Origin of the sequence: Vasconcelosia minhoensis LEGE 07310, assembly GCF_015207255.1 — a bacterium.
Classification (GTDB): domain Bacteria; phylum Cyanobacteriota; class Cyanobacteriia; order Phormidesmidales; family Phormidesmidaceae; genus Vasconcelosia; species Vasconcelosia minhoensis.
This window is the reverse complement of the sequence record NZ_JADEXG010000003.1, coordinates 1-18389: the sequence shown is the minus strand read 5'-3', so window position 1 is coordinate 18389 and position 18389 is coordinate 1. Positions and strand designations below refer to the sequence as shown.

Below are 18389 nucleotides of genomic sequence, written 5' to 3'. Positions count from 1 at the left end.
GGAGTAGCGCTTATCGGGGGGGCACGAGCTCATCTCGCACCGTCGTCAGACCCGTTACGGCGCGCTTGAGTTTTGCCTCTAGATATTGCTTCTGGCTGAGCAGCTGGCGTAGCTTTTGGTGACGCGCGATCGCGGTACTAACCGTTGTTAGCTGAGCCGGTGGGCAGAGCTGCGATTGGATTTTGCCTTCTTCATCTAGGCAGCAAAAGCGATACTGGGCTACGTCAGTGCTGTTGGCTGTGGCTGGCGGCCCAGCTGGGTTGGCTTCCAGCGTTTCAACATAGTCCATCAGGTCGGCAGTATCGCCGTGGCGGAGCAGATCCGCATTGGGGCTGCTACCCGGCCCTGGAAGGGGTTTCCCAGCCCTACAGGTTTCTAGCCAACCGTCTACAATAGGCCCCTCATCGTACAGGGCATGAATGCCGCTGACAACCTGGCGCAGCTCATCCTGCCAGGTCAAGATGACCGCCTGAATGTCGCCGAGCAGGCCAATCGCCAAGGCCGGGTTGACCTCGTGGCGATGACTGTTCATCGCCACCTGCTTGAGTCGAGGCAGCGCTGGTGCCGGTCCCGCCGCTGACGCGCCAGGCCAAGGCTGGCTCGGTAGGGTTGGTGGCGAGTGGGTATCGGCCCGAGCAGCCTGACCGCTGACCGGCTGATCAGATTTTCCAATTTTAAATGACACTCGGCGCTGAGCTCTAGGCGGCTGATCGGGTAACCGGTCGGGTTCAGAAGTCATGCCTGCTCAATAAGAAAAGACTACAGTGGATCATCGCTGCTTTAAAGCGTACGTCATCTCAGAGACTAAGACCTATAATGGAGGCACAGGCGGTGCGGTTTCAGAAAAAATATTAATAATTTGCCAGCTGAGTTAAACCTATGGCTTTACCTCCTTCTCTCCGATATCTGCCGGCGCGACTCCGACCGCTAGGCAGTCCTCTAGTCTGGTGTCCAGTTTTAGCCATGGCGCTGATCGCGGCTTTTATCTGGGAATATCGCAGCAATCCCGCTTGGCTAGAATCACTCCGCAGGCCACCCGGTCTCGACGAGGCGACGGTCGATGATGAAGCAATTCTGCTGCCTGAAGAAGAATTAGGCGGACTCGATTTACAATCGCTAAATGCGCTGCTGAACGGTGCCAGCCTAAATCCCGAAACGGCGGGTTCACCTTCTCTGCTCGAGCGAGCCCGGATCGGTTCGGCTGCTGGTACTGGCTCAGACCTCTCAGCGGCTGATGGCGGCCGTGGTGCCAGTGGCCAGTCCGATAGCCCCTTTGCCGCCTATCTTGATCAGTATCGCTTCATTGGCGCTGGACCTGAGAATTCTGCGTCCCCTGAGGTACCTTTTCTACCAGGCATGCCCGCTGCTCCCGAGGCCAGCAGTAGACGACCGCTAATAACAGGCCCAGCCCCGAATTCGACCTCCAGCGCCCTGGGCCAAGCGATCGCAGAGCGGCTCCAGAGTCAGAATGCAGCGAACCCGCCGCGGCCTGCCCAGTCGGCTAGCCGCTCTTCTAGCAATGCGAATAGTGCCGACCGGGAGAACAGTGACAGCTCAGTCATATCGGCTGAAGCGGCGGCTCCGTTTAGCCAGCAGGGCGTTTCTCCGGCCCAGCTGCCGGGGGGCTCGATCAACTTCCTGCGGACAACGCCCGAAATGTCGCCGCCACCGGGGACAACGGGCTATCGTCCTCCGGCGTCAATCAATCTACCCCAGTTTAGCAATGCGGCGCCCGGTGGCTTTAATAATTTAGAACCGGCTGCACCTGGCGCCTTCGGCAGCAGGGTGCCCCGCCAGACCACTGTGCCCAATGCCAATCTGCCAAATGTCCAGCGGACCCTGCCCCAGCCGTCGCTGCCGCCGTCGGTGGGTACCCAACCTTCGGCTTATTCGATCGGACGCCCGCCGGGCGGGCGTCCGATCGGCGGGGGACAAATCAACACCTTTTCAGATCCGCTGGGCCTGTCGAATCAGCCGCAGAATCAGCAGCAGAACCCCTAGCGGCAATGCCTACTGTCCTAGGCTGAAAACCTAGTCTGAGAAGTTGGCGATAATGGCGTCAGCAAATTCAGAGCACTTCAGCGGCTCGGCAGCGGGTTCCATCATTCGAGCTAGGTCGTAGGTCACCTGACGCTGGGCGATCGCGTCTCCTATCCCCTGCCGGATCAGCTCGGCCGCTTCAGTCCAGCCCAGGTAGTCGAGCATCATTACCCCCGAGAGGATGACCGAGCCAGGGTTAATCCGGTCTAGGCCAGCGTGCTTGGGGGCGGTCCCGTGGGTGGCCTCGAAGATAGCGCAGCGATCGCCGATGTTGGCCCCCGGTCCCATACCCAGACCGCCGACAATGGCGGCAGCGGCGTCTGAGAGGTAGTCACCATTGAGATTCATCGTCGCCAGGATGGAATATTCATCAGGGCGGGTTTGAATCTGCTGAAAAATGCTGTCGGCAATGCGGTCATTGACCATAATTTTTTGTCGCCACTGGCCGCTGCCGTGGCTGTCCCAGATCGCATCGAGGATATCTTTGACTTCTGACTGGATCGCCGCTTTCTTATCGGGGGTCAGGGCGTCGTAGCCGGGCTCAATCTTGCGAGCATTGGCTTCTAGGGAAATATCGGGGTCCTGTTCCCGATTGCTGAGCACCCAAGACTCACGCTCGGTCACGCATTCCTGGCGAAATTCCTGCGTCGCCAACTCGTAACCCCAGTCGCGGAAGGCGCCTTCAGTATACTTCATGATATTGCCCTTATGGACCAGCGTCACCATCTGCTTCTCTGGCGGCAGCTGCAGCGCATGTTGGATCGCTCGTCGTACCAGCCGCTGCGAACCGTGTTTGCTAATTGGCTTGATGCCGATGCCCGAATCGAGTGGAATTTGCTTCTGACCATGCTCCGGCGTCGATGGAATCAGGTCCGTATTCAGCAGCTCGATCAGACGCTGGCCCTGCTCGCTGCCCTGCTTCCACTCAATGCCCAAATAGATGTCTTCGGTGTTTTCTCGATAGACGATAATGTCGAGCTTCTCAGGCGTTTTGTGGGGTGAGGGGGTGCCGGGATAGTAGCGGCAGGGGCGAACGCAGGCGTAGAGGTCGTTGATCTGCCGCAGGGTCACGTTGAGCGAGCGGATGCCGCCACCGACGGGGGTGGTCAGCGGGCCTTTGATCGCGACGCCGTATTCGCGGATGGCGCTGAGAGTATCATCCGGCAGATACTGATAGGTGCCGTACTGGTCGCAGGCTTCATCGCCAGCGTAAATCTTAAACCAAGCGATTTTACGCCGACCGCCGTAGGCTGCTGCAATTGCTGCGTCGAATACCTTCTGCGCCGCCGGCCAAATATCGACGCCGGTGCCATCGCCGCGGATGAAAGGAACAATCGGATGGTCGGGGACGACGGGCTGGGCATTTTCGAAACGAATGCGATCGCCCTGAGGGGGCTTAATTTTTTGGTACATCAGTACAGAAAGTGAGAAAATGGGGCAGCACATTCAGGCGAACAGTATACCGTTAGGATGGCTATAGTGCCAATTGAGTTTGAAATGAGCAATTTTTCAGCGGATACGTTTTCCATTGAAGGGGAGGACGCTGCCGCTTTAGAACTGAGAGCTTTAGCTGACCAGCTGAGCACCGAAAGCCTGAAAAAGCAGCTGGCGGCGGCGCTGGCGCTGGCTGAGGCCGGCGAGGTGGGCGTGCCGCTGCTGATCCAGCGGCTGCGATCGCGCCAGCCCCAACAACCCCAGCCGGTTGAGGGCAAAATCTATCAGCTGCTGGCACAGCATTCCTCCCAGGTCGCCCAGTCCTTTTTGGCAACCGAGCTGCCCCAGGGCATCGTCACTCCCCAGTCCGATCGCGGCATCAGCTATGACGAGCTACAGCAGCGGCTGGTGCAGAAAGACTACCAAACCGCCGACCGCCTGACCCTGCAAAAGCTGTGCGAGCTGGCCGGGGCCGACGCTATCCAGCGCAAATGGGTTTACTTCACCGAGGTAGACGGCTTTCCCATGAGTGACCTGCAAACCCTCGATCGGCTTTGGCGGGTCTACTCTGAAGACCGCTTTGGCTTTTCCCAGCAGCGGGCTATCTGGCTCCGGGTCGGCCAGGACTGGGAGCGGCTCTGGCAGCAGTTAGCCTGGCGAACGGACGGCGCCTGGACGCGCTACCCCAACGAATTTATCTGGGACCTCTCCGCGCCGGTGGGGCATTTGCCCCTATCTAACCAGCTCCGTGGCGTTCGGATGATGGCTTCACTCCTGGCGCATCCGGCCTGGGTCGGGGATGGCGAGGTCCGCTAGGTGCTGTGCGGTCTCGACCAGCTGACCGGGCGCATCCACTAGAAACGTCGGATTGTGCTTAGCCAGGGCTTGCCGACTGCTGAAGCCCCAGCTGACCGCCGCGATCGCGATTCCTACCTGCCGCGCCGCTTCGATATCGCGGGTCTCATCGCCGACATACAGCGTTGTCTGCGCCTCCAGCCGCAGCCGCCGGAGCAGCCGGTTCAGCACCCGAGCCTTGCCCAATAGCCCCACATTGGCGTAGACCGAGTTAAACACGCTACTGAGCTGATGCTGCTCCAGGAAAAATTGGATATTGCGGGGCGAGTTAGAGCTGGCAATCACGAGCTGATGCTCTGCTGCCAGCGCTCGAAGGGCTTCTGGCAGGCCCGCAATTGGTAAAATTGAAGTGACCTCTGCTCCTAGCTCTCGCCGGACGCGGCGGAGTAAAAACGGCAGCTGATAGAACGGAATTTCCGACTGCTTTAGCAGCTCTTGAGTATTCAGCGTCTGATAGTACTTGAGTCGCTCTGGCGTAGTCTGGGGGTAGCCATATTCGGCTGCCAGCCGGTTCGTGATTCGCACAATTGCATCGAGCGTATCGGCGATGGTGCCGTCAAAGTCAAAAATTAAGAATGCCACGCGATTGAGTTAGAACAGCCTGCCTAAATTTGTGCCGCTATCAGATCATCATAGAGCCATCATAGGGGCATAGTCTGCTGGTGTGTTATATGCCAGCATGGTGCTGAAATATTGGCGATAGAGCAAACAGTACGGGCTGACTCGGTTAGCCTGAGAGGTGGTGAGTCCCAAGCTATGCAGCTTGAAGGTTTGGGCTGGCCATTCAGCAGTCGAGTCGGCTGGCTAGCCGCATGTTCTGGCTGCTCTATCCCATAGCGTTGAGCTAAGCTGAGCTTAGTTTTGAGGCTCAGCGTCTCAAGCGTGTAGGCTCCCTGCTCAGCCTGTCGCTCAGCGTCTGTTTCTAGCCTCATCGCTGGCCCGTTAACGCCAGCGGCCCGAACGCAGAATGCTGATGATTAACCAGATTCCCAACAGCGTCGCGGCTGCAAACAACGAGTTGCTAAGCCACTGAAGCTGGCTCGTTTGCTGACCGGTTGAGATAATCGCCGCGCCGATAATTAGGGCAGCGACAACGGTGCTAAAGGCCCGACGATTGGCCGCCTGCTCGATGCTCCGCTGCACCGAACTGAGGCTCTGGATATTGACATTCCAGCTTAGGGTTTCGTCGCTGAGGCGATCGAGCAAGAAGCCAAACTGTCGTGGCGCTGACATTGATAGGTTACGAAATTCCAGGCCGGTGCGCAGCAGCGTTTGCAGCGGGTCGTCGCCAATCAGCTGCTGACGGAAAAGGTCTACCATCAGGGGTCGAATTTCTTCCACCAGATTGACGGCGGGGTTAAACTGGAGGGCAACGCCTTCCAAATTCGCCAAGGACTTGGTAAACAGGCCAATATTAGCCGGCCAGCGGAGATGGTTGCGAGTCCCGGCATCGAGGATTGCGCTGAAGGCTTCGGCGGTATTAATCTGGTCGAGATTGAGGCCGTAGTAGCGGCTGAGTAAGCGGCTGTAGTCGCTTTCAAGCTGGACCAGATTGACGGGCTTTATCGGCTCGGCTAGCTGTAGCGTCAGCTGAGTACAGCGCTGGGCATCAGAGTTGACAATGGCCAGTACCATTTCGGTTAGCGCTGCTCGGGTCTGCGGGTCGATGCTGCCCATCATGCCGCAGTCGAGCAGCGCCACTCGCCCGTCTTTGAGGTAAAACACATTGCCCGGATGCGGGTCGGCATGGAAGAAGCCGTTGACAAAATACTGTTGAAAGAAGGCTCGAAACAGTAGCGTTGTGACCGCCTGACGTTTAGTTTCTGCTCCGTTGAGTAATGGCCCCTCGCCGATTGCCGCAGTCAGCAGCGGCTTACCCTCTAGCCATTCCATGACCAGCAGATTTGGCCCGGTCAGGGACCAGACGATCTGCGGCACAACCAGCTGTTTGGGGTCAAACCATTTGCTATTCTGTAACGACAGTCGCAGCCGATCGGTATAGCTGGCTTCGGTGGAGAAGTCTAACTCGGCAAATAGGGCCGTGCTGAACTCTTCGGCCAGGGATACCACATTGTAGCGCTGGCCAAACTGGGTGGTGGCAACCAGCCGGGCAATGTCTTTGATCAGATCAACGTCGCGCTTGATCTGGATTTCGATGCCGGGGCGGCGAACCTTGAGCGCCACCGGCTGCCCGGATTGGAGTACGGCCTTGTGGGTTTGACCGATGGAGCCTGCCGCGATCGCGCTATAGTCAATCTCGGCAAACAGGTCCTCTGGCGGCTGCGCCAGCTGCTGCCGAATAAAGATTTCCATCTCAGCGGCGGGTACCGGCGGCACGGTTGATTGCAGCGTGCTGAGAGCTTCGATGTAGGCAGGCGAAAGCAGGTCAGGGCGGGTGCTGAGCAGCTGGCCCAGCTTGATGTAGACCGGCCCTAGGTCAATCAGAATGTTGCGCAGGACGGCGGGCGGGGGCAGGTCGGGCTCGTCGGGTGCACTGCCGCTGACCAATCGGCGCATGTAGTCCCAGCCGTGACGGAGAAAGACCTCGATGATCTCACCCTGGCGCGAGATAATTCGCGGCGTGAGAATTTGCGGTGTCAGCATGGTTTAGCGCTCGCGGTGATAAAGCGATCCTAACGAAATTTGGGGGGAGTTGGGACAATGTAGAGGCCGGTTTCAAACCGGCCTCTACCACCAATTGAAACCGGCCCCGACCAGCCTGTCCGTAACGGCGGCGAAAGGTCGGGAATCTGTAGGATGACGAGTGAAGATAGGGTGGGCTAGCGTAGACTGAGGCCGCCAAAGACCTGTAGTGAACCTAGGAGATGCGCCGCTAGTGGGAAAGCTGCTGCAAGGGGGCAAATACCAGCTCGATCGGGTGATCGGGCAGGGCGGCTTTGGGCTGACCTTTCGGGCTCACCAGACGGTCTTAGACCAGGTGGTTGTGGTCAAAACGCTAAATCAAACGGCCCTGGCCTCAGCAGAAGCGCCACAGCTGCAGCGGCAGTTTCAGGACGAAGCGCGGCGGCTAGCGCTCTGCGTCCATCCCAATGTGGTACGGGTGACCGACTTTTTTGTCGAAGCCGGACTGCCTTACATGGTAATGGACTACATCCCCGGTCGATCGCTGGCGGACCTGGTGTCTCCGGCTCAGCCGCTGGCCGAGGCAACGGCGCTGCAATACATTCGGCAGATTGGCCAGGCGCTGCAGGCGGTTCATGCCAAGGGGCTGCTGCACCGCGATGTCAAGCCCCACAACATCATGGTGCACGACCTCACGGGCGAGGCGATTCTGATTGACTTCGGCATTGCCCGAGAGCTAACGGCGAATCCCTCGACCACCCATACCAGCATTGTTACCGACGGCTATGCGCCGGTGGAGCAGTACGTGCCCCGGGCGCAGCGATCGCCCGCCACGGATGTCTACGGGCTGGCCGCGACGCTCTATACGCTAGTGACGGCTGAGGTGCCGATAGCAGCGGTGCTGCGATCGCATCAGCCTCTGATTCCTCCCAGCCAGCTTCGCCCCGACCTCAGCCCTAGGGTGGAGCAGGCAATTCAGCGGGGCATGGCGATTCAGCTAAAGGACCGGCCCCAGTCAGTCGCCCGCTGGCTAGCGCTGCTATCGGCGACTGCTGCCGCTGTCCCTGACCAATTTAATCTGCGATCGCAACCTCCGATTGCAGCGGGTGCTACCGGGCCAACTCAGGTCGCGGCGCCTGCCTACCGGTCTGCGTCGGCTCAACCTACGCGCTCAACCGTTGCGGTAACGCCGCCCCTGTCAGAACCCGCAGCGCCTGCTCGCCGCCCCGGCTGCGGCTGCGCTCCAGTAATGGCGCTCGGCGCGATCGCAGCAATCGCTACCTTTGGGCTAGGCGGTTTTTGGCTGGTGCAGCAGCTTTCCACCGGACTCGCTAACCTGCCCAAACCTTCTCTTCCCGAAAGGCGGCTGCCAGAAGTAAACCTGCCCAAAATCGAGCCGCCATCCCAGGAAGCTGAGCCTAGGCCCAAACTGCCAGAACCCGCTGACGGTTCAGATCTAGAGGATAACTCGGACTCAGAGGATGACGACGAGGACGACGAGGACGAGGATGACCCTCCCTGGGAGAACGGCTTGCCCCTTCCCGACCCGTCGGCTAGGCGGGCTTCATCACTGCCGCTGCTGCTGGCCAATCGGGGCAGCCCGGCAGAAGCTCAGCCCGGCGGAGGGAATTCAATCGCCGCCGTCCCCGGATTTGCCCCCGGCACCGCCGCCAGTCAAATTCGCGATCGCCTCGGTTCCCCGACCCGCCAGTCCAGCAACGACCGCTTTCGCACTGCTGTTTACGACCTAGTGCCCAACCGGGCCAGCTTGGCCTATGTTTACGACCTGGAGTCTGGTCAAGTGCAGCAGGCCGAAGCCGCCTTCTCTCCCGCCTACGACCGGCTGATTATGCGCTCGACCCTAATTGGGATGCTAAACGGCAGCTCCAGCAAAAAAATCGAGCAGGGGCTGGACGACGTGAGAACGGGAGCGCGCGATCGCTACCGGCTCAAAAAAGGCGGCTTTGAAGGCGTAATCGAGCGCAACCAGTACGGCTTTGTGCATATTTACGTGCGCGATCGCTAGTCCAACTCCCCCCGCTCCTGCAAAGCGCTCAGCAACCAGTTTGCCATCGTCGCCCGCCGCGTCAGCCGAGGCACGAGCTGATCGACGCTGTAGCCTTTGAACCCGAGCACCTGCTTCAGCAGCTGCTTATTTTCCTTAGGAATGGAGCGGGTCAGCTGCACCGTCGCCGGGCGGCTCTCGATAAAGTCCGGTGGCTGAGGAAACTTTTCGGCCCAAACGGAATTTGTTGGTGCTTCCCAGGTCTCATGCTCAGGCTGGTAGCGGTAGCCCAGATAGTGCCAGACCAGCTGATTGACGGTGCGGTCGGGCAGTTCTTCATTCAGGATAGCCCGGACTGTTTCTAGGGTCAGCGGCGGCAGGTCGGTCATCATAGGTCAGTTACACCTGCTCAGAATTCTACAGTATTGCTCTGCATGCAGTAGCCCTAAGCTGAACCATTTCAGAGCAGTCAAACGCTGTTGTAATGCATGTTCAGGAATATGCTCAGGATTGACTGGCGCTACTAGAGCTATACCAGCACCCCTATCAAAATCCGGCACCTGATATACAAACAGAAGTAGAAGCCGTTGACATCGAATTTATACAATTAGCAGCTTACAGGTGCAGAGTCCGTAGAGGTGAGTGAGCTTTAGGAGATATTCCCGCTGGAGCCGACTGTTTGGGATGAAGTGCTCAACTTTCATTTCTGGGTTGTACCAAATCTCCCAGCCCCGTTTAGCCATGCGCAACGAAATTTCATAGTCATTGCCAGACCGGGTAATATTCACCAGCGTTTTGGGAATGCAGGCCAGCCAGGCCGCTTTACGAACGGTTAACCCTGCCCCGGGCGGCAGCTCAATCTGGGTTGGCTGAAATTCATAGGCCCGGTCGCCGTGATCTCGAATCGCTAGAAAGCTCAGCAGCGGTTCAACGGTTTCATCGGGCGGCGTTTCAAACGCGCCTTGAATGCGGCTGCCGTAGGCCCCGGCCTGGGGATGGGTCTGGCCAAACTTAGCGGCGGCTGCGACCCAGTTTTCTGCAGGCCAGTTATCGTCGTCTAAAAAACCGATGTGGATGCCCCTGGCTTGTTCAACGCCGCACTGACGCGCGTGGGCCAGCCCCTGTTCAGGTTCAAAGACATATTGTAGGGGAGCTGGGCTATCCCAGTCTCGCTGAAACTGCCGGACGACGGCAGCGGTGTCATCCTGGCTGTTATTGTCCACCACGATGATTTCCCAGCGAAAGGCATCAGGGGTAATCTGCGATCACAGCTTCTCCAGTACCTGCGGGATTCGGCTAGCCCCGTTGTAAGTCGGCAAAACGACGGTAAAATCTAGCTCTGAAAATACGCTGCGCGAGTCCATGGGTCAGTCCTGGCTACCTAAGCCCAAGGTACCCAGATTCAAATCAAATTCGCTGGGCACATTGCTATTTGAAGTTTTCTTCACCTGTCGGTTCTTGATCGTCAACCCCGCGCTTTTGCTGACGATATTTGCCGACTAGCGTATAGACTTGACTGCGCAGACGGTTCAGAGCACCCACCGGCCGATGGGCGGCCAGACCATTCCAGGGAGAGAAGCGGAGGTTTTCGCAAAAGTCGCACTGCTGCTCGAAATTGACCGTCTGATGCGCCACCGTTAGCCGACTCACCTTGAAGAACGGCGCTTTTTTTTCTGGCCACACGACTGTAACGTCGTCAATTGGCATCTGCGGCTGGGTTTGTAGCTGAATTTCAAACGCCCAGCAGTGTTTGGCCTCTGGGCTTGCCAAATTTTGGATCAGCTCCTCGCGATAGTAGTTGTCCTGAGCGCCCTGTTTAGCTGCGGACTGGGCGCGATCGCGATCCGCCTTCGGTCTAGCCTGCTCAGGCAGCCGGTCATAGGGCGGCGTACTCGACACCGGTGTGAAAGCATACTTAACCACAGCGGGATAGGTCACAGGAACGTTCCCTGGCTGCGCTGGATCGAAGTTCGTCGGCAATCCTAGGGCAGAGGCCGATCCGCTCCAGTAGCGCTCGGTGAGCAAACTCTTGGGGTAGCGGTGGGTAATCGACCTAAGGGCTGAAAACTGTTTGGGGTGCAACAGCAGCCAAAGTAGTGGGAAAATCCGGCCTTTCATCACCGAGGTAAAGAAGCCGTAGTAGTGTTGCGGCCTGAACCACCTGCTCGGTATACTGTTGCTCTTCTTTTTCGGGATATTCGGTAAAGCGTTTCATGGAAATAGCGATTGAATAACTTCTATTTTTGAGGACTCTCGGATTGCCCTCACCCCGGCCCTCTCCCAAGTCGGGAGAGGGAGATAGAATCAGGTTCCTAACTATCGGTAAAAGGTGATATTAGGCAGCTCCCCAGTCTGAGGGATGTTGCGATGAACAATGTCTTCGAGAGACCGGGTTTCGTGAATGCTCTCCCAGCCTACCGGTGAAAAGGTGTCTTGATTAAAAATGGTATCGGCTAGGAGTGGATTGGTCAGCACCTGAGAGAATGCATCAATGCCGATTAGGCGACCCACGAGAGGCCCTAAAGCTGAATTGGGGCGAACGTCCTCGGCGTAGAGGCCGACGTAGAATTCGATGTTGTCTACCGTGCCGTAGAAGTCTTTGAGGTATTTTTGGGTGTCGCGATCGCGGCTAATCTGGTCAAAGTCAGTCACGCGCGGGAACTGACACATTTCGCGATAATCATTATAGCTGGCCAGCTGCACCTGCCGCCCCATGCGAATGCTGGGCACTTCCGTCAGGTCTACTAAGAATTCTGGGGTATTGAACAATCCAATCTGGGTCGCAGGCTGGGCACAGGTCTCTGCCATCAGGGCGGCTAGGCCCCGACTGGTGAGCATTTGGTTATGCCAAAGCGAAGCGACCATCGGCACCGACTGCCCGTCGTACACCAGCGTCTCCGGCAGGGCACTATGCCAGCGGTAGACAAAGTCAAATTCAATACTCATCCAGTTCTGGCGGTACCATTTTTCATGGGTAAAGGCCGACGGATCGACTTTGAAGTTGAAATGGTAGGGGGTAATGTGGTTGACATATTCTTCCACCACAATTTTCATAATCGTGACGACCACGATATTTCTAGCCGTTTGGAACAGCCGCTCGTCATCCCAGTCAGGGTAGGCTTGGGCCAGCAGGTCGCAGATGCGGTTATGCTCCCGCAGGCATAGAACGTTAAGCATGACGTAGCCAATCTGAACATTGGCCCGCTCTACCCCCATGGCAAACAGCATGGCCTTCTTTTCCGGCGGCAGCCGCTGCTCGTCATTGAGTGGCTCGTAGAGACCCTTAAACTCTGCTTTGACGATATCCTGCTCGGGGTCTTCGTAATAAAACTGGGGATACTCTTCTCCATTGATGATCTGGCTTTTCAGCTTGCCGCCCTGAAAGGTTCTCAGCAGATGGCTGGCTTTACGAGTCAGGCCATAGACGGGCGACAGGTCGATCTGATGGTTGGACGTGTTCTTAAGCCGATTGTTGCGCTCGGTACGCAAGAAACCATCGGTAAACCACTGCACCCAGTAGGGAAAAAGCAGCGTCGATTTTTCTGAGAAGCGGGTTTCACCGCCTTTTTTACGAAATAAAACCGCCAGGGCTTCGGGCTCGGGTAGGGCCTCTGAGCGGTTGAAGGCGGGGGCGGGCGGCAGATGACGGCCGGTATAGGTGCGATCGGTGAGCGAATCCCAGGAGGTATAGGTGTCGGTCTTTTTGGGAATGTCGGTGTCTGGAATATGCTCTTCCAGCGTCATCATGCTGTAGGGAAAGGGCCGGGTCGGAATTTTGTAAATAGCGTTGTTGATTAAAAATTTATTGACGCTGCTCTCAAGGGCGTCGGTACGCTGGATAAAATTCCATAGCCCCTTGAAATTCGTTAGCGCAAAGGTTTCAAGCTTATTTCTGAAGCCGTCTCGGGAAGTATCTCTAGCCATAGCGTTGCGATTTTATAAAGGTCAAAACCTATCAGCCATACTAAGATCGACGCTGTAGTTCGTGATAAATTGATACCTTTGTCCACATTCCTTAGGACAATCAGTATTGCTGCACAGCGACAGCGCACCATCTAAGATGACGCGCCAAAAGCAACTGCACCCGTATCGTTACTAGACTGATCTAGCGATATGGGTGCAGCATAAATTTAAATCGGGAAGAACTCGTGAAGCCGAACTGCGGCTGCATTCTCAAACGGGAGAGTTGATCAGCCCCGGATGATCCTGAGGTCTGGGGCCGGGGGCGGGCCAGTGGAAGCGGCGATCTTCTGCCTGAATCGGTCGATCGTTGATGCTGGCCTCCCGCCGCCGCATCAGGCCAGTTTCGTCGAATTCCCAGTTTTCATTGCCGTAGGCGCGGTACCAATGGCCTGCATCATCATGCCATTCGTATTGAAAGCGGACAGAGATCCGGTTTTCGCCGTAGGCCCACAGCTCTTTGACCAGCCGATAGTCGAGTTCTTTATCCCATTTGCGCCGCAGGAAGGCGCGGATCGTCTCGCGGCCCTGAAAGATTTCGGCCCGGTTGCGCCAATGGCTGTCTTCGGTATAGGCCATCGAAACCTTGTCGGGGTCACGACTGTTCCAGGCGTCTTCAGCCATGCGCACTTTTGCGATCGCGCTTTCCCGGTCAAAGGGAGGGACTAGCTTTTTCATCGGTATTGTGGTTCAAATCTCAGAACACTGAATCCATAGCACCGGACAGCCCTCGCTGTCCGGTGCGCCGACTCGAACGGGTTGCTGACCGCCTTAGCTCAAAACGGTCGAGGCTAAAAATGCAGTTCCGGCTCCAAAAATCGTAAATCCGGCGAAGCGGAAGGTTAGTCCCGTCTGAGACGCCTGCTTGAGCAGTGAACGCCCCAGCCAAAACGCCGCCAGGGAAATCGCCAGCTGAATCAAAGTAAAGCCCGCCAGGTAGGCAATCAGCGGCGTCATCTCAGCGCCAATGATCGCCTCACCATAGGCGTAGCCGTGGAAGAGACCCGCGATCGCCGCCAGCCCGAGCAGTACCGTCAGCGGTGGCCGCTGCCGCAATGCCAGCATCAGGCCAGAGCCCAGTACCGAAGCCGAAATGAAAACCTCAGGCATCGGCAAAGTGACCGCCGCCAGATGCAGACCCGTGCCCACCAGCCCCAATAGCACAAAGGCTACGGGAATCAAACCGCCCAGGTTGGTGACAGCAGCCAGCAGCCCGACCGCTACAATGAAGGCAAAGTGGTCGGGGCCGAGGATGGGGTGGGCCAGTCCGGACATTAGCCCCTCGAACAGATTAGCGGGTAGAGCCCCGCCCATCGGGTGGTGGGCCAAGGCTGGCTCAACCAACGCGATTGAACTGATGCCTGCTAGCCCAATGGCTAAAGCCACCCGGCTATTCCAAAACTTAAACAGAGCAGAAAATGTGTGCTTAACCATATGCTTTCTCGCCAATATATCAGTCCTCGCAATCTACCATTTCTTATAGGGTAGGAACTTGCCGCACATAATGATTTTGACGCGATCGCCCTTGGGATCTTCCTCCCGCTCAACGTCAATCGAGAAATCAATCGCGCTCATAATGCCGTCGCCGAAATGCTCATGCACCACCGCTTTCACCGGCATCCCGTAGACCTGCATGATTTCGTAAAAGCGATACATCAGCGGGTCGGTCGGCACCAGCGGGTCTAAACCGCCCTTCACCGGACATTCCGTCAGCGGCTCAATGAAGGCCGAGTCTGCCCCAATCGCCTCGACAATTTTGGTGGCTTCTTCCTCAGAAGCGCTGGCCTGCCGGTAGATCACCGACGCAATCCAAACCTCATCGCGACCTACCTTGGCTTCGAGGTCGGCAAAGGAGAGGCCTTTGGCTTTTTTAGCCGCGAGCAGCTTTTCTGTGACTTCTGGGAATGGCATAGTTTGTCCTCTTTGATATGTCAAAGTTTATTTCTTCCCCCCAATCCTCGCCTCTTCCACCGCCCGCGTCTCGCGGAACAAATGGCGCTCCATCTCCGCCTTCAGCCCCGAATAGGCCGGATACTGTTCGATGGTTTCTCGATTGCGGGGTCGGGGGAAGGGGATCTCCAGGATTTCGTCCACCCGGGCGGCGGGGCCACGGGTCATCATCACGATGCGATCGGACAGCAGCAGGGCTTCTTCGATGCTGTGGGTAATCATGATCACCGTTTTGCGCTGCTGCTCCCAGATCCGCTCAATTTCGTCTTGGAGAAAGCCGCGGGTGAGGGCGTCCAGCGCGCCGAAGGGCTCGTCCATCAGTAGGATTTGCGGGTTGATGGCCAGGGCTCGGGCGATGCCGACCCGCTGCCGCATGCCGCCGGAGAGCTCATGGGGATGCTTTTTCTCAGCCCCAGTCAGGCCAACCAGCTGGATATGCTCTTTGATAATGCGATCGCGCCGCTTGGCCGAAATTTTCGGATCGACGGTTTCCACCGCAAATCGAATATTTTCTGCCACGGTCATCCAGGGCATCAGGGCGTAGTTTTGGAACACCATGCCCCGGTCTGGCCCCGGCCCGGTAATTGGCTCACCGTTGAGCAGGATGTCGCCGCCGGTAATTGGCATCAGCCCAGCAATCATATTTAGCAGCGTCGATTTGCCGCAGCCCGACGGTCCGATAATGGTGACGAACGTGTTGGGCTCGATCTCCATGCTGATCTCTTCAATCGCCGTGAAGTTGCTGCTGGCCTTGCCGGTGAGCTTGTTGAAAAAGCCTTTTTTGCCGGGGAAGACCTTGGTCACGTTGCGAATCGAGACCTGAGCGGAGGGAGATCGCTGCTCCTCAGAAATAGCCCCGTCCATCGTTGCTAAGCTCATGAGTTTCGACCAAATGCGACCGCTTTCTCCAAAAAGGCAAAGATATTATCTAGCAGCAGACCCACCAGACCAATCACCAATATGGCGACTAAAATATTGGGAATATAAAGATTGTTCCACTCATTCCAGATGAAGTAGCCCAGCCCGGTTCCCAAAAGCATTTCAGCCGCCACAATCACCAGCCAGGCAATGCCCATACTGACGCGCAGCCCCGACACAATATTCGGGAGTGCCGCTGGGATAATCACCTTGAAAATGGTCCGCATTCTCGAGGCTCCCAGCGTATTGGCCACATCTAAGTAGTCTTTATCGACACCAGCGACGCCAAAGGCCGTATTGATCAGCGTTGGCCAGATGCTGGAGATAAAGATGATGAACACTCCAGTCAGTTCGGAATCGCGAAAGATATAGAGACCTAGGGGCAGCCAGGCCAGGGGTGAAACCGGCTTCAGCAGCTGTACGTAAGGATTAAACGCTTTGTAGGCGATGGGTGAAATGCCAATTAATATCCCTAGAGGTACAGCGACTACCGAGGCCAGGAGATAGCCAATCGCTACCCGCCGCAGGCTGACCAGCAGATTCCAGCCAATCCCCAGGTCGTTTGGCCCGTTCCTAAAAAAGGGATTGGTCGTCCACCACCAGAACTCCTCCAGGGTCTTCGACGCGGTGGGCATCCCCTTGGCGAACCAGCCTGAGCGGGCACCGACTTCCCAGAACAGCAGGAATAGCCCCAGGGAAAGCATAAACAGGGCAAAGGCTCTAAACCCTTCGCTTTTGAGCAGAGAGTCTCTGCCCTCAGGTATTAACGATCCGGTCGATGCTTCACTCACCGTCATGGTGCATTTCTCCCGCGCTATACGCCATATTCATTGACCTGCTTTTCGACATACTCGCCCGGATTCTCAGGGTCAAAGGTGTCAAACTTGAGCTCCTCAGTGCGATAGATATCGGAGGGCGGCGTCTGACCCAGCTCTTGGGCCAGCTCTCGGGCCAGATCGGTCAGGAAAATTTCCTTGCCCACTTCGTCGTAGCCTTGCTCAGGGATGATGGTTTCTGCCCCGCCGTCGCCCTGGAGGTCCCAGCGCACCAGCTGAGAAGAAATCCAGTTGGCAAAGCTCTGCCAGGGGTAGGGATCAAAGTCAATCCGGTCGGGCACGTCCATTGTGTTGCCGTTGCCGTCTTCAAAGTTACCGGTGAGCACGGCTTCCACCACCTCTACCGGCTGGTTTAGGAAGGCCCGCTCGGAGATGGCCGCCGCAATTTCAGGCCGATTCTTGGGATCTTGGGCATAGCCTGCGGCCTCGATAATCGATTTATTCAAGGCTCGGAAGGTATTGGGGTTTTCGCTAATCCACTGCTCGCTGGCGGCAAAGGCGCAGCAGGGATGGCCCGGCCACAGCTCCTTGGTCAGCATGTGGATGAAGCCCACGCCTTCATAGACCGCCCGCTGGTTAAACGGGTCGGGCATCAGGTAGGCGTCGATGTCCCCTGCCACCATCTGAGCAATGCTGTCCGGCGGCGGCACCGGGCGAATTTTGACATCGACGTCGGGGTCCAGTCCACCCGTGGCTAGGTAGTAGCGCAGCAGCAGATTATGCATGGAATAGGGGAAGGGGACGCCCAGGGTGAAGCCCTTGAAGTCGGCGGGGCCATTCACCTTGCCCTTGTGGCGCTCGGCGACGGTAATCGCCTGACCGTTGATATTCTCAATACTGGCCAGCTTCACGCCAAAGGCGGTAGACCCCAGGCCCAGGGTCATGGCAATCGGCATGGGGGCGAGCATGTGGTAGGCGTCTAGCTCGCCCGCGATCGCAGAATCCCGCACCGCGCCCCAGCTGGGCATCTTCACCACTTTGGCGCTGAAACCATACTTTTCGTAGAAGCCCAGGGGCTCAGACATAATGATCGGGGTGGCACAGGTAATCGGAATGAACCCAATCTGCAGCTCGGTTTTCTCCAGCCCTTCGGTAGAAACCGGGTCGTCAGGAACCTCCTCGGTCACCGAATCGCCGCCGCCGCAGCTGGCCAGCGTCACCAGGGCCGCGCCCACCGCCAAATTGCGCATAAACTCTCGCCGCGTATGGCCACTATTGCGAATGGAGTCGGCAAAGAACAGACCCGCCTGCGGCCCAAAGGCGGCAGAAAAGGCATTCTCTAGCCCGCCCGCCTGCCGGCACAGGGCCAAAATCAGCTTTTCGCGCTGGGGGTCGCCCCGACCCACTGTTTTCAGGAACAGCGCCTTTCTCAGCGCGTAGGCGTTGACCGAGTCGGCGGCCCGCAGCTGATTTTCTTTGTACAGCCCCATCTTGACCAGGTCATCTACCATATCCACCGGGTCGGCGGGCATGGTCTGCATAAACTCCCAATGGTCGCGGGTAAAGTGCTGACCGCCGCAGATGATGCAGGCCATCTGCAAGTCGGAGAGCTCGCCGCGATCGCAGTTGAGATTGTCCCACCGGGATGAGGTTTGGGCCGAAGAAGGGCTTTGTTGCATGAATTGAGAAAGGGACAGGGGTTTCCCATCTCGGTCGTTTTCTAGGCTGCAACGCGGTAGCTATCAGGCATTCCGAGCTGCGTCATCCGGTTGAGCGCCTTACATTCAATCATCAACTCGGTGGTTTGAGCTGCTATCTTTCTGGCACACACCTCACCTGTGAAAACGGTTTTGAGTCGGTACATCCCC

The 18389-nt window shown here is 57.3% G+C and carries 19 protein-coding genes and 1 pseudogene; 3 read left to right on the top strand and 17 right to left on the bottom strand.

Annotated features, from left to right (window positions below; translation table 11 throughout):
- Positions 1-10 precede the first annotated feature (10 nt).
- Positions 11-739, bottom strand: coding sequence for a hypothetical protein (locus IQ241_RS01895; protein ID WP_193904719.1), 729 nt, complete (start codon positions 737-739; stop codon positions 11-13).
- 140 nt (positions 740-879) lie between these two features.
- On the opposite strand from IQ241_RS01895, the gene IQ241_RS01890 reads away from it, so the two are divergent.
- Positions 880-2001, top strand: coding sequence for a hypothetical protein (locus IQ241_RS01890; protein ID WP_193904718.1), 1122 nt, complete (start codon positions 880-882; stop codon positions 1999-2001).
- 30 nt (positions 2002-2031) lie between these two features.
- Here the strand turns inward: IQ241_RS01890 and IQ241_RS01885 are convergent, their stop codons facing one another.
- Positions 2032-3453: an NADP-dependent isocitrate dehydrogenase gene (locus tag IQ241_RS01885; RefSeq protein ID WP_193904717.1), complete on the bottom strand. Its 1422-nt coding sequence runs from the start codon at positions 3451-3453 to the stop codon at positions 2032-2034.
- 84 nt (positions 3454-3537) lie between these two features.
- Here IQ241_RS01885 and IQ241_RS01880 point away from each other — a divergent pair, with 84 nt between their 5' ends.
- On the top strand, positions 3538-4290 hold the full coding sequence (locus tag IQ241_RS01880) for a GUN4 domain-containing protein (protein ID WP_193904716.1): 753 nt from the start codon (positions 3538-3540) through the stop codon (positions 4288-4290).
- On the opposite strand, the gene IQ241_RS01875 is transcribed toward IQ241_RS01880, so the two are convergent.
- The 3 genes and pseudogenes from IQ241_RS01875 to IQ241_RS01865 all read right to left on the bottom strand — a co-directional run bounded on the left by IQ241_RS01875 (position 4243) and on the right by IQ241_RS01865 (position 6933).
- Entirely contained in the window at positions 4243-4911 is a 669-nt protein-coding gene (locus IQ241_RS01875; protein ID WP_193904715.1) for an HAD-IA family hydrolase, read from the bottom strand. The two genes, IQ241_RS01880 and IQ241_RS01875, sit on opposite strands and share 48 nt — an antisense overlap.
- Positions 4912-4959: 48 nt before the next feature.
- A pseudogene (locus tag IQ241_RS26275) lies at positions 4960-5097 on the bottom strand (hypothetical protein); the annotation flags it as partial.
- A gap of 174 nt (positions 5098-5271) precedes the next feature.
- Positions 5272-6933 (bottom strand): ABC1 kinase family protein, encoded by a 1662-nt coding sequence (locus tag IQ241_RS01865; RefSeq protein ID WP_193904714.1) that lies wholly within the window; start codon positions 6931-6933, stop codon positions 5272-5274.
- Between the two features lie 208 nt (positions 6934-7141).
- On the opposite strand from IQ241_RS01865, the gene IQ241_RS01860 reads away from it, so the two are divergent.
- Positions 7142-8938, top strand: a complete 1797-nt coding sequence (locus IQ241_RS01860; RefSeq protein WP_193904713.1) for a protein kinase domain-containing protein — start codon at positions 7142-7144, stop codon at positions 8936-8938.
- On the opposite strand, the gene IQ241_RS01855 is transcribed toward IQ241_RS01860, so the two are convergent.
- The 12 genes from IQ241_RS01855 to IQ241_RS01800 all read right to left on the bottom strand — a co-directional run bounded on the left by IQ241_RS01855 (position 8935) and on the right by IQ241_RS01800 (position 18200).
- Positions 8935-9306, bottom strand: coding sequence for a DUF1823 family protein (locus tag IQ241_RS01855; protein ID WP_193904836.1), 372 nt, complete (start codon positions 9304-9306; stop codon positions 8935-8937). The two genes, IQ241_RS01860 and IQ241_RS01855, sit on opposite strands and share 4 nt — an antisense overlap.
- A 210-nt stretch (positions 9307-9516) precedes the next feature.
- Positions 9517-10176, bottom strand: a complete 660-nt coding sequence (locus IQ241_RS01850; RefSeq protein WP_322743548.1) for a glycosyltransferase — start codon at positions 10174-10176, stop codon at positions 9517-9519.
- A 6-nt stretch (positions 10177-10182) separates the two neighbouring features.
- Complete coding sequence (locus IQ241_RS25935) at positions 10183-10281, bottom strand: glycosyltransferase (RefSeq protein WP_193904711.1); 99 nt, start codon at positions 10279-10281, stop codon at positions 10183-10185.
- Between the two features lie 64 nt (positions 10282-10345).
- The gene (locus IQ241_RS01840) at positions 10346-10855 is read right to left on the bottom strand and encodes a hypothetical protein (RefSeq protein ID WP_322743538.1); all 510 of its coding nucleotides are present in this window, start codon (positions 10853-10855) and stop codon (positions 10346-10348) included.
- A gap of 115 nt (positions 10856-10970) precedes the next feature.
- On the bottom strand, positions 10971-11132 hold the full coding sequence (locus tag IQ241_RS01835) for a hypothetical protein (protein ID WP_193904852.1): 162 nt from the start codon (positions 11130-11132) through the stop codon (positions 10971-10973).
- A gap of 101 nt (positions 11133-11233) precedes the next feature.
- Complete coding sequence (locus IQ241_RS01830; protein ID WP_193904709.1) at positions 11234-12841, bottom strand: peroxidase family protein; 1608 nt, start codon at positions 12839-12841, stop codon at positions 11234-11236.
- Between the two features lie 249 nt (positions 12842-13090).
- Positions 13091-13555 carry a nuclear transport factor 2 family protein gene (locus IQ241_RS01825; RefSeq protein WP_193904708.1) on the bottom strand — a complete coding sequence of 155 codons (465 nt, stop codon included), beginning with the start codon at positions 13553-13555 and terminating at the stop codon, positions 13091-13093.
- Positions 13556-13648: 93 nt separating this feature from the next.
- Positions 13649-14311: a HupE/UreJ family protein gene (locus tag IQ241_RS01820; RefSeq protein ID WP_193904707.1), complete on the bottom strand. Its 663-nt coding sequence runs from the start codon at positions 14309-14311 to the stop codon at positions 13649-13651.
- 33 nt (positions 14312-14344) lie between these two features.
- Entirely contained in the window at positions 14345-14788 is a 444-nt protein-coding gene (cynS, locus tag IQ241_RS01815) for a cyanase (RefSeq protein WP_193904706.1), read from the bottom strand.
- 27 nt (positions 14789-14815) lie between these two features.
- A complete protein-coding gene (locus IQ241_RS01810; RefSeq protein ID WP_193904705.1) occupies positions 14816-15706 on the bottom strand; it encodes an ABC transporter ATP-binding protein in 891 nt (296 codons plus the stop codon).
- Positions 15703-16542 (bottom strand): nitrate ABC transporter permease, encoded by an 840-nt coding sequence (gene ntrB / locus IQ241_RS01805; RefSeq protein ID WP_193904704.1) that lies wholly within the window; start codon positions 16540-16542, stop codon positions 15703-15705. Before ntrB ends, IQ241_RS01810 begins: the two co-directional genes overlap by 4 nt.
- 17 nt (positions 16543-16559) lie before the next feature.
- Entirely contained in the window at positions 16560-18200 is a 1641-nt protein-coding gene (locus tag IQ241_RS01800) for a CmpA/NrtA family ABC transporter substrate-binding protein (RefSeq protein ID WP_193904703.1), read from the bottom strand.
- Between the last annotated feature and the right edge of the window lie 189 nt (positions 18201-18389).

Bases quoted from the DNA above. Each gene is read 5' to 3' on its own strand.
- IQ241_RS01895 (WP_193904719.1), bottom strand. From the start codon at position 739: ATGACTTCTGAACCCGACCGGTTACCCGATCAGCCGCCTAGAGCTCAG.
- IQ241_RS01890 (WP_193904718.1), top strand. From the start codon at position 880: ATGGCTTTACCTCCTTCTCTCCGATATCTGCCGGCGCGACTCCGACCG.
- IQ241_RS01885 (WP_193904717.1), bottom strand. From the start codon at position 3,453: ATGTACCAAAAAATTAAGCCCCCTCAGGGCGATCGCATTCGTTTCGAA.
- IQ241_RS01880 (WP_193904716.1), top strand. From the start codon at position 3,538: ATGAGCAATTTTTCAGCGGATACGTTTTCCATTGAAGGGGAGGACGCT.
- IQ241_RS01865 (WP_193904714.1), bottom strand. From the start codon at position 6,933: ATGCTGACACCGCAAATTCTCACGCCGCGAATTATCTCGCGCCAGGGT.
- IQ241_RS01855 (WP_193904836.1), bottom strand. From the start codon at position 9,306: ATGACCGACCTGCCGCCGCTGACCCTAGAAACAGTCCGGGCTATCCTG.
- IQ241_RS25935 (WP_193904711.1), bottom strand. From the start codon at position 10,281: ATGGACTCGCGCAGCGTATTTTCAGAGCTAGATTTTACCGTCGTTTTG.
- IQ241_RS01835 (WP_193904852.1), bottom strand. From the start codon at position 11,132: ATGAAACGCTTTACCGAATATCCCGAAAAAGAAGAGCAACAGTATACC.
- IQ241_RS01830 (WP_193904709.1), bottom strand. From the start codon at position 12,841: ATGGCTAGAGATACTTCCCGAGACGGCTTCAGAAATAAGCTTGAAACC.
- IQ241_RS01825 (WP_193904708.1), bottom strand. From the start codon at position 13,555: ATGAAAAAGCTAGTCCCTCCCTTTGACCGGGAAAGCGCGATCGCAAAA.
- IQ241_RS01820 (WP_193904707.1), bottom strand. From the start codon at position 14,311: ATGGTTAAGCACACATTTTCTGCTCTGTTTAAGTTTTGGAATAGCCGG.
- cynS (WP_193904706.1), bottom strand. From the start codon at position 14,788: ATGCCATTCCCAGAAGTCACAGAAAAGCTGCTCGCGGCTAAAAAAGCC.
- IQ241_RS01810 (WP_193904705.1), bottom strand. From the start codon at position 15,706: ATGAGCTTAGCAACGATGGACGGGGCTATTTCTGAGGAGCAGCGATCT.
- ntrB (WP_193904704.1), bottom strand. From the start codon at position 16,542: ATGACGGTGAGTGAAGCATCGACCGGATCGTTAATACCTGAGGGCAGA.
- IQ241_RS01800 (WP_193904703.1), bottom strand. From the start codon at position 18,200: ATGCAACAAAGCCCTTCTTCGGCCCAAACCTCATCCCGGTGGGACAAT.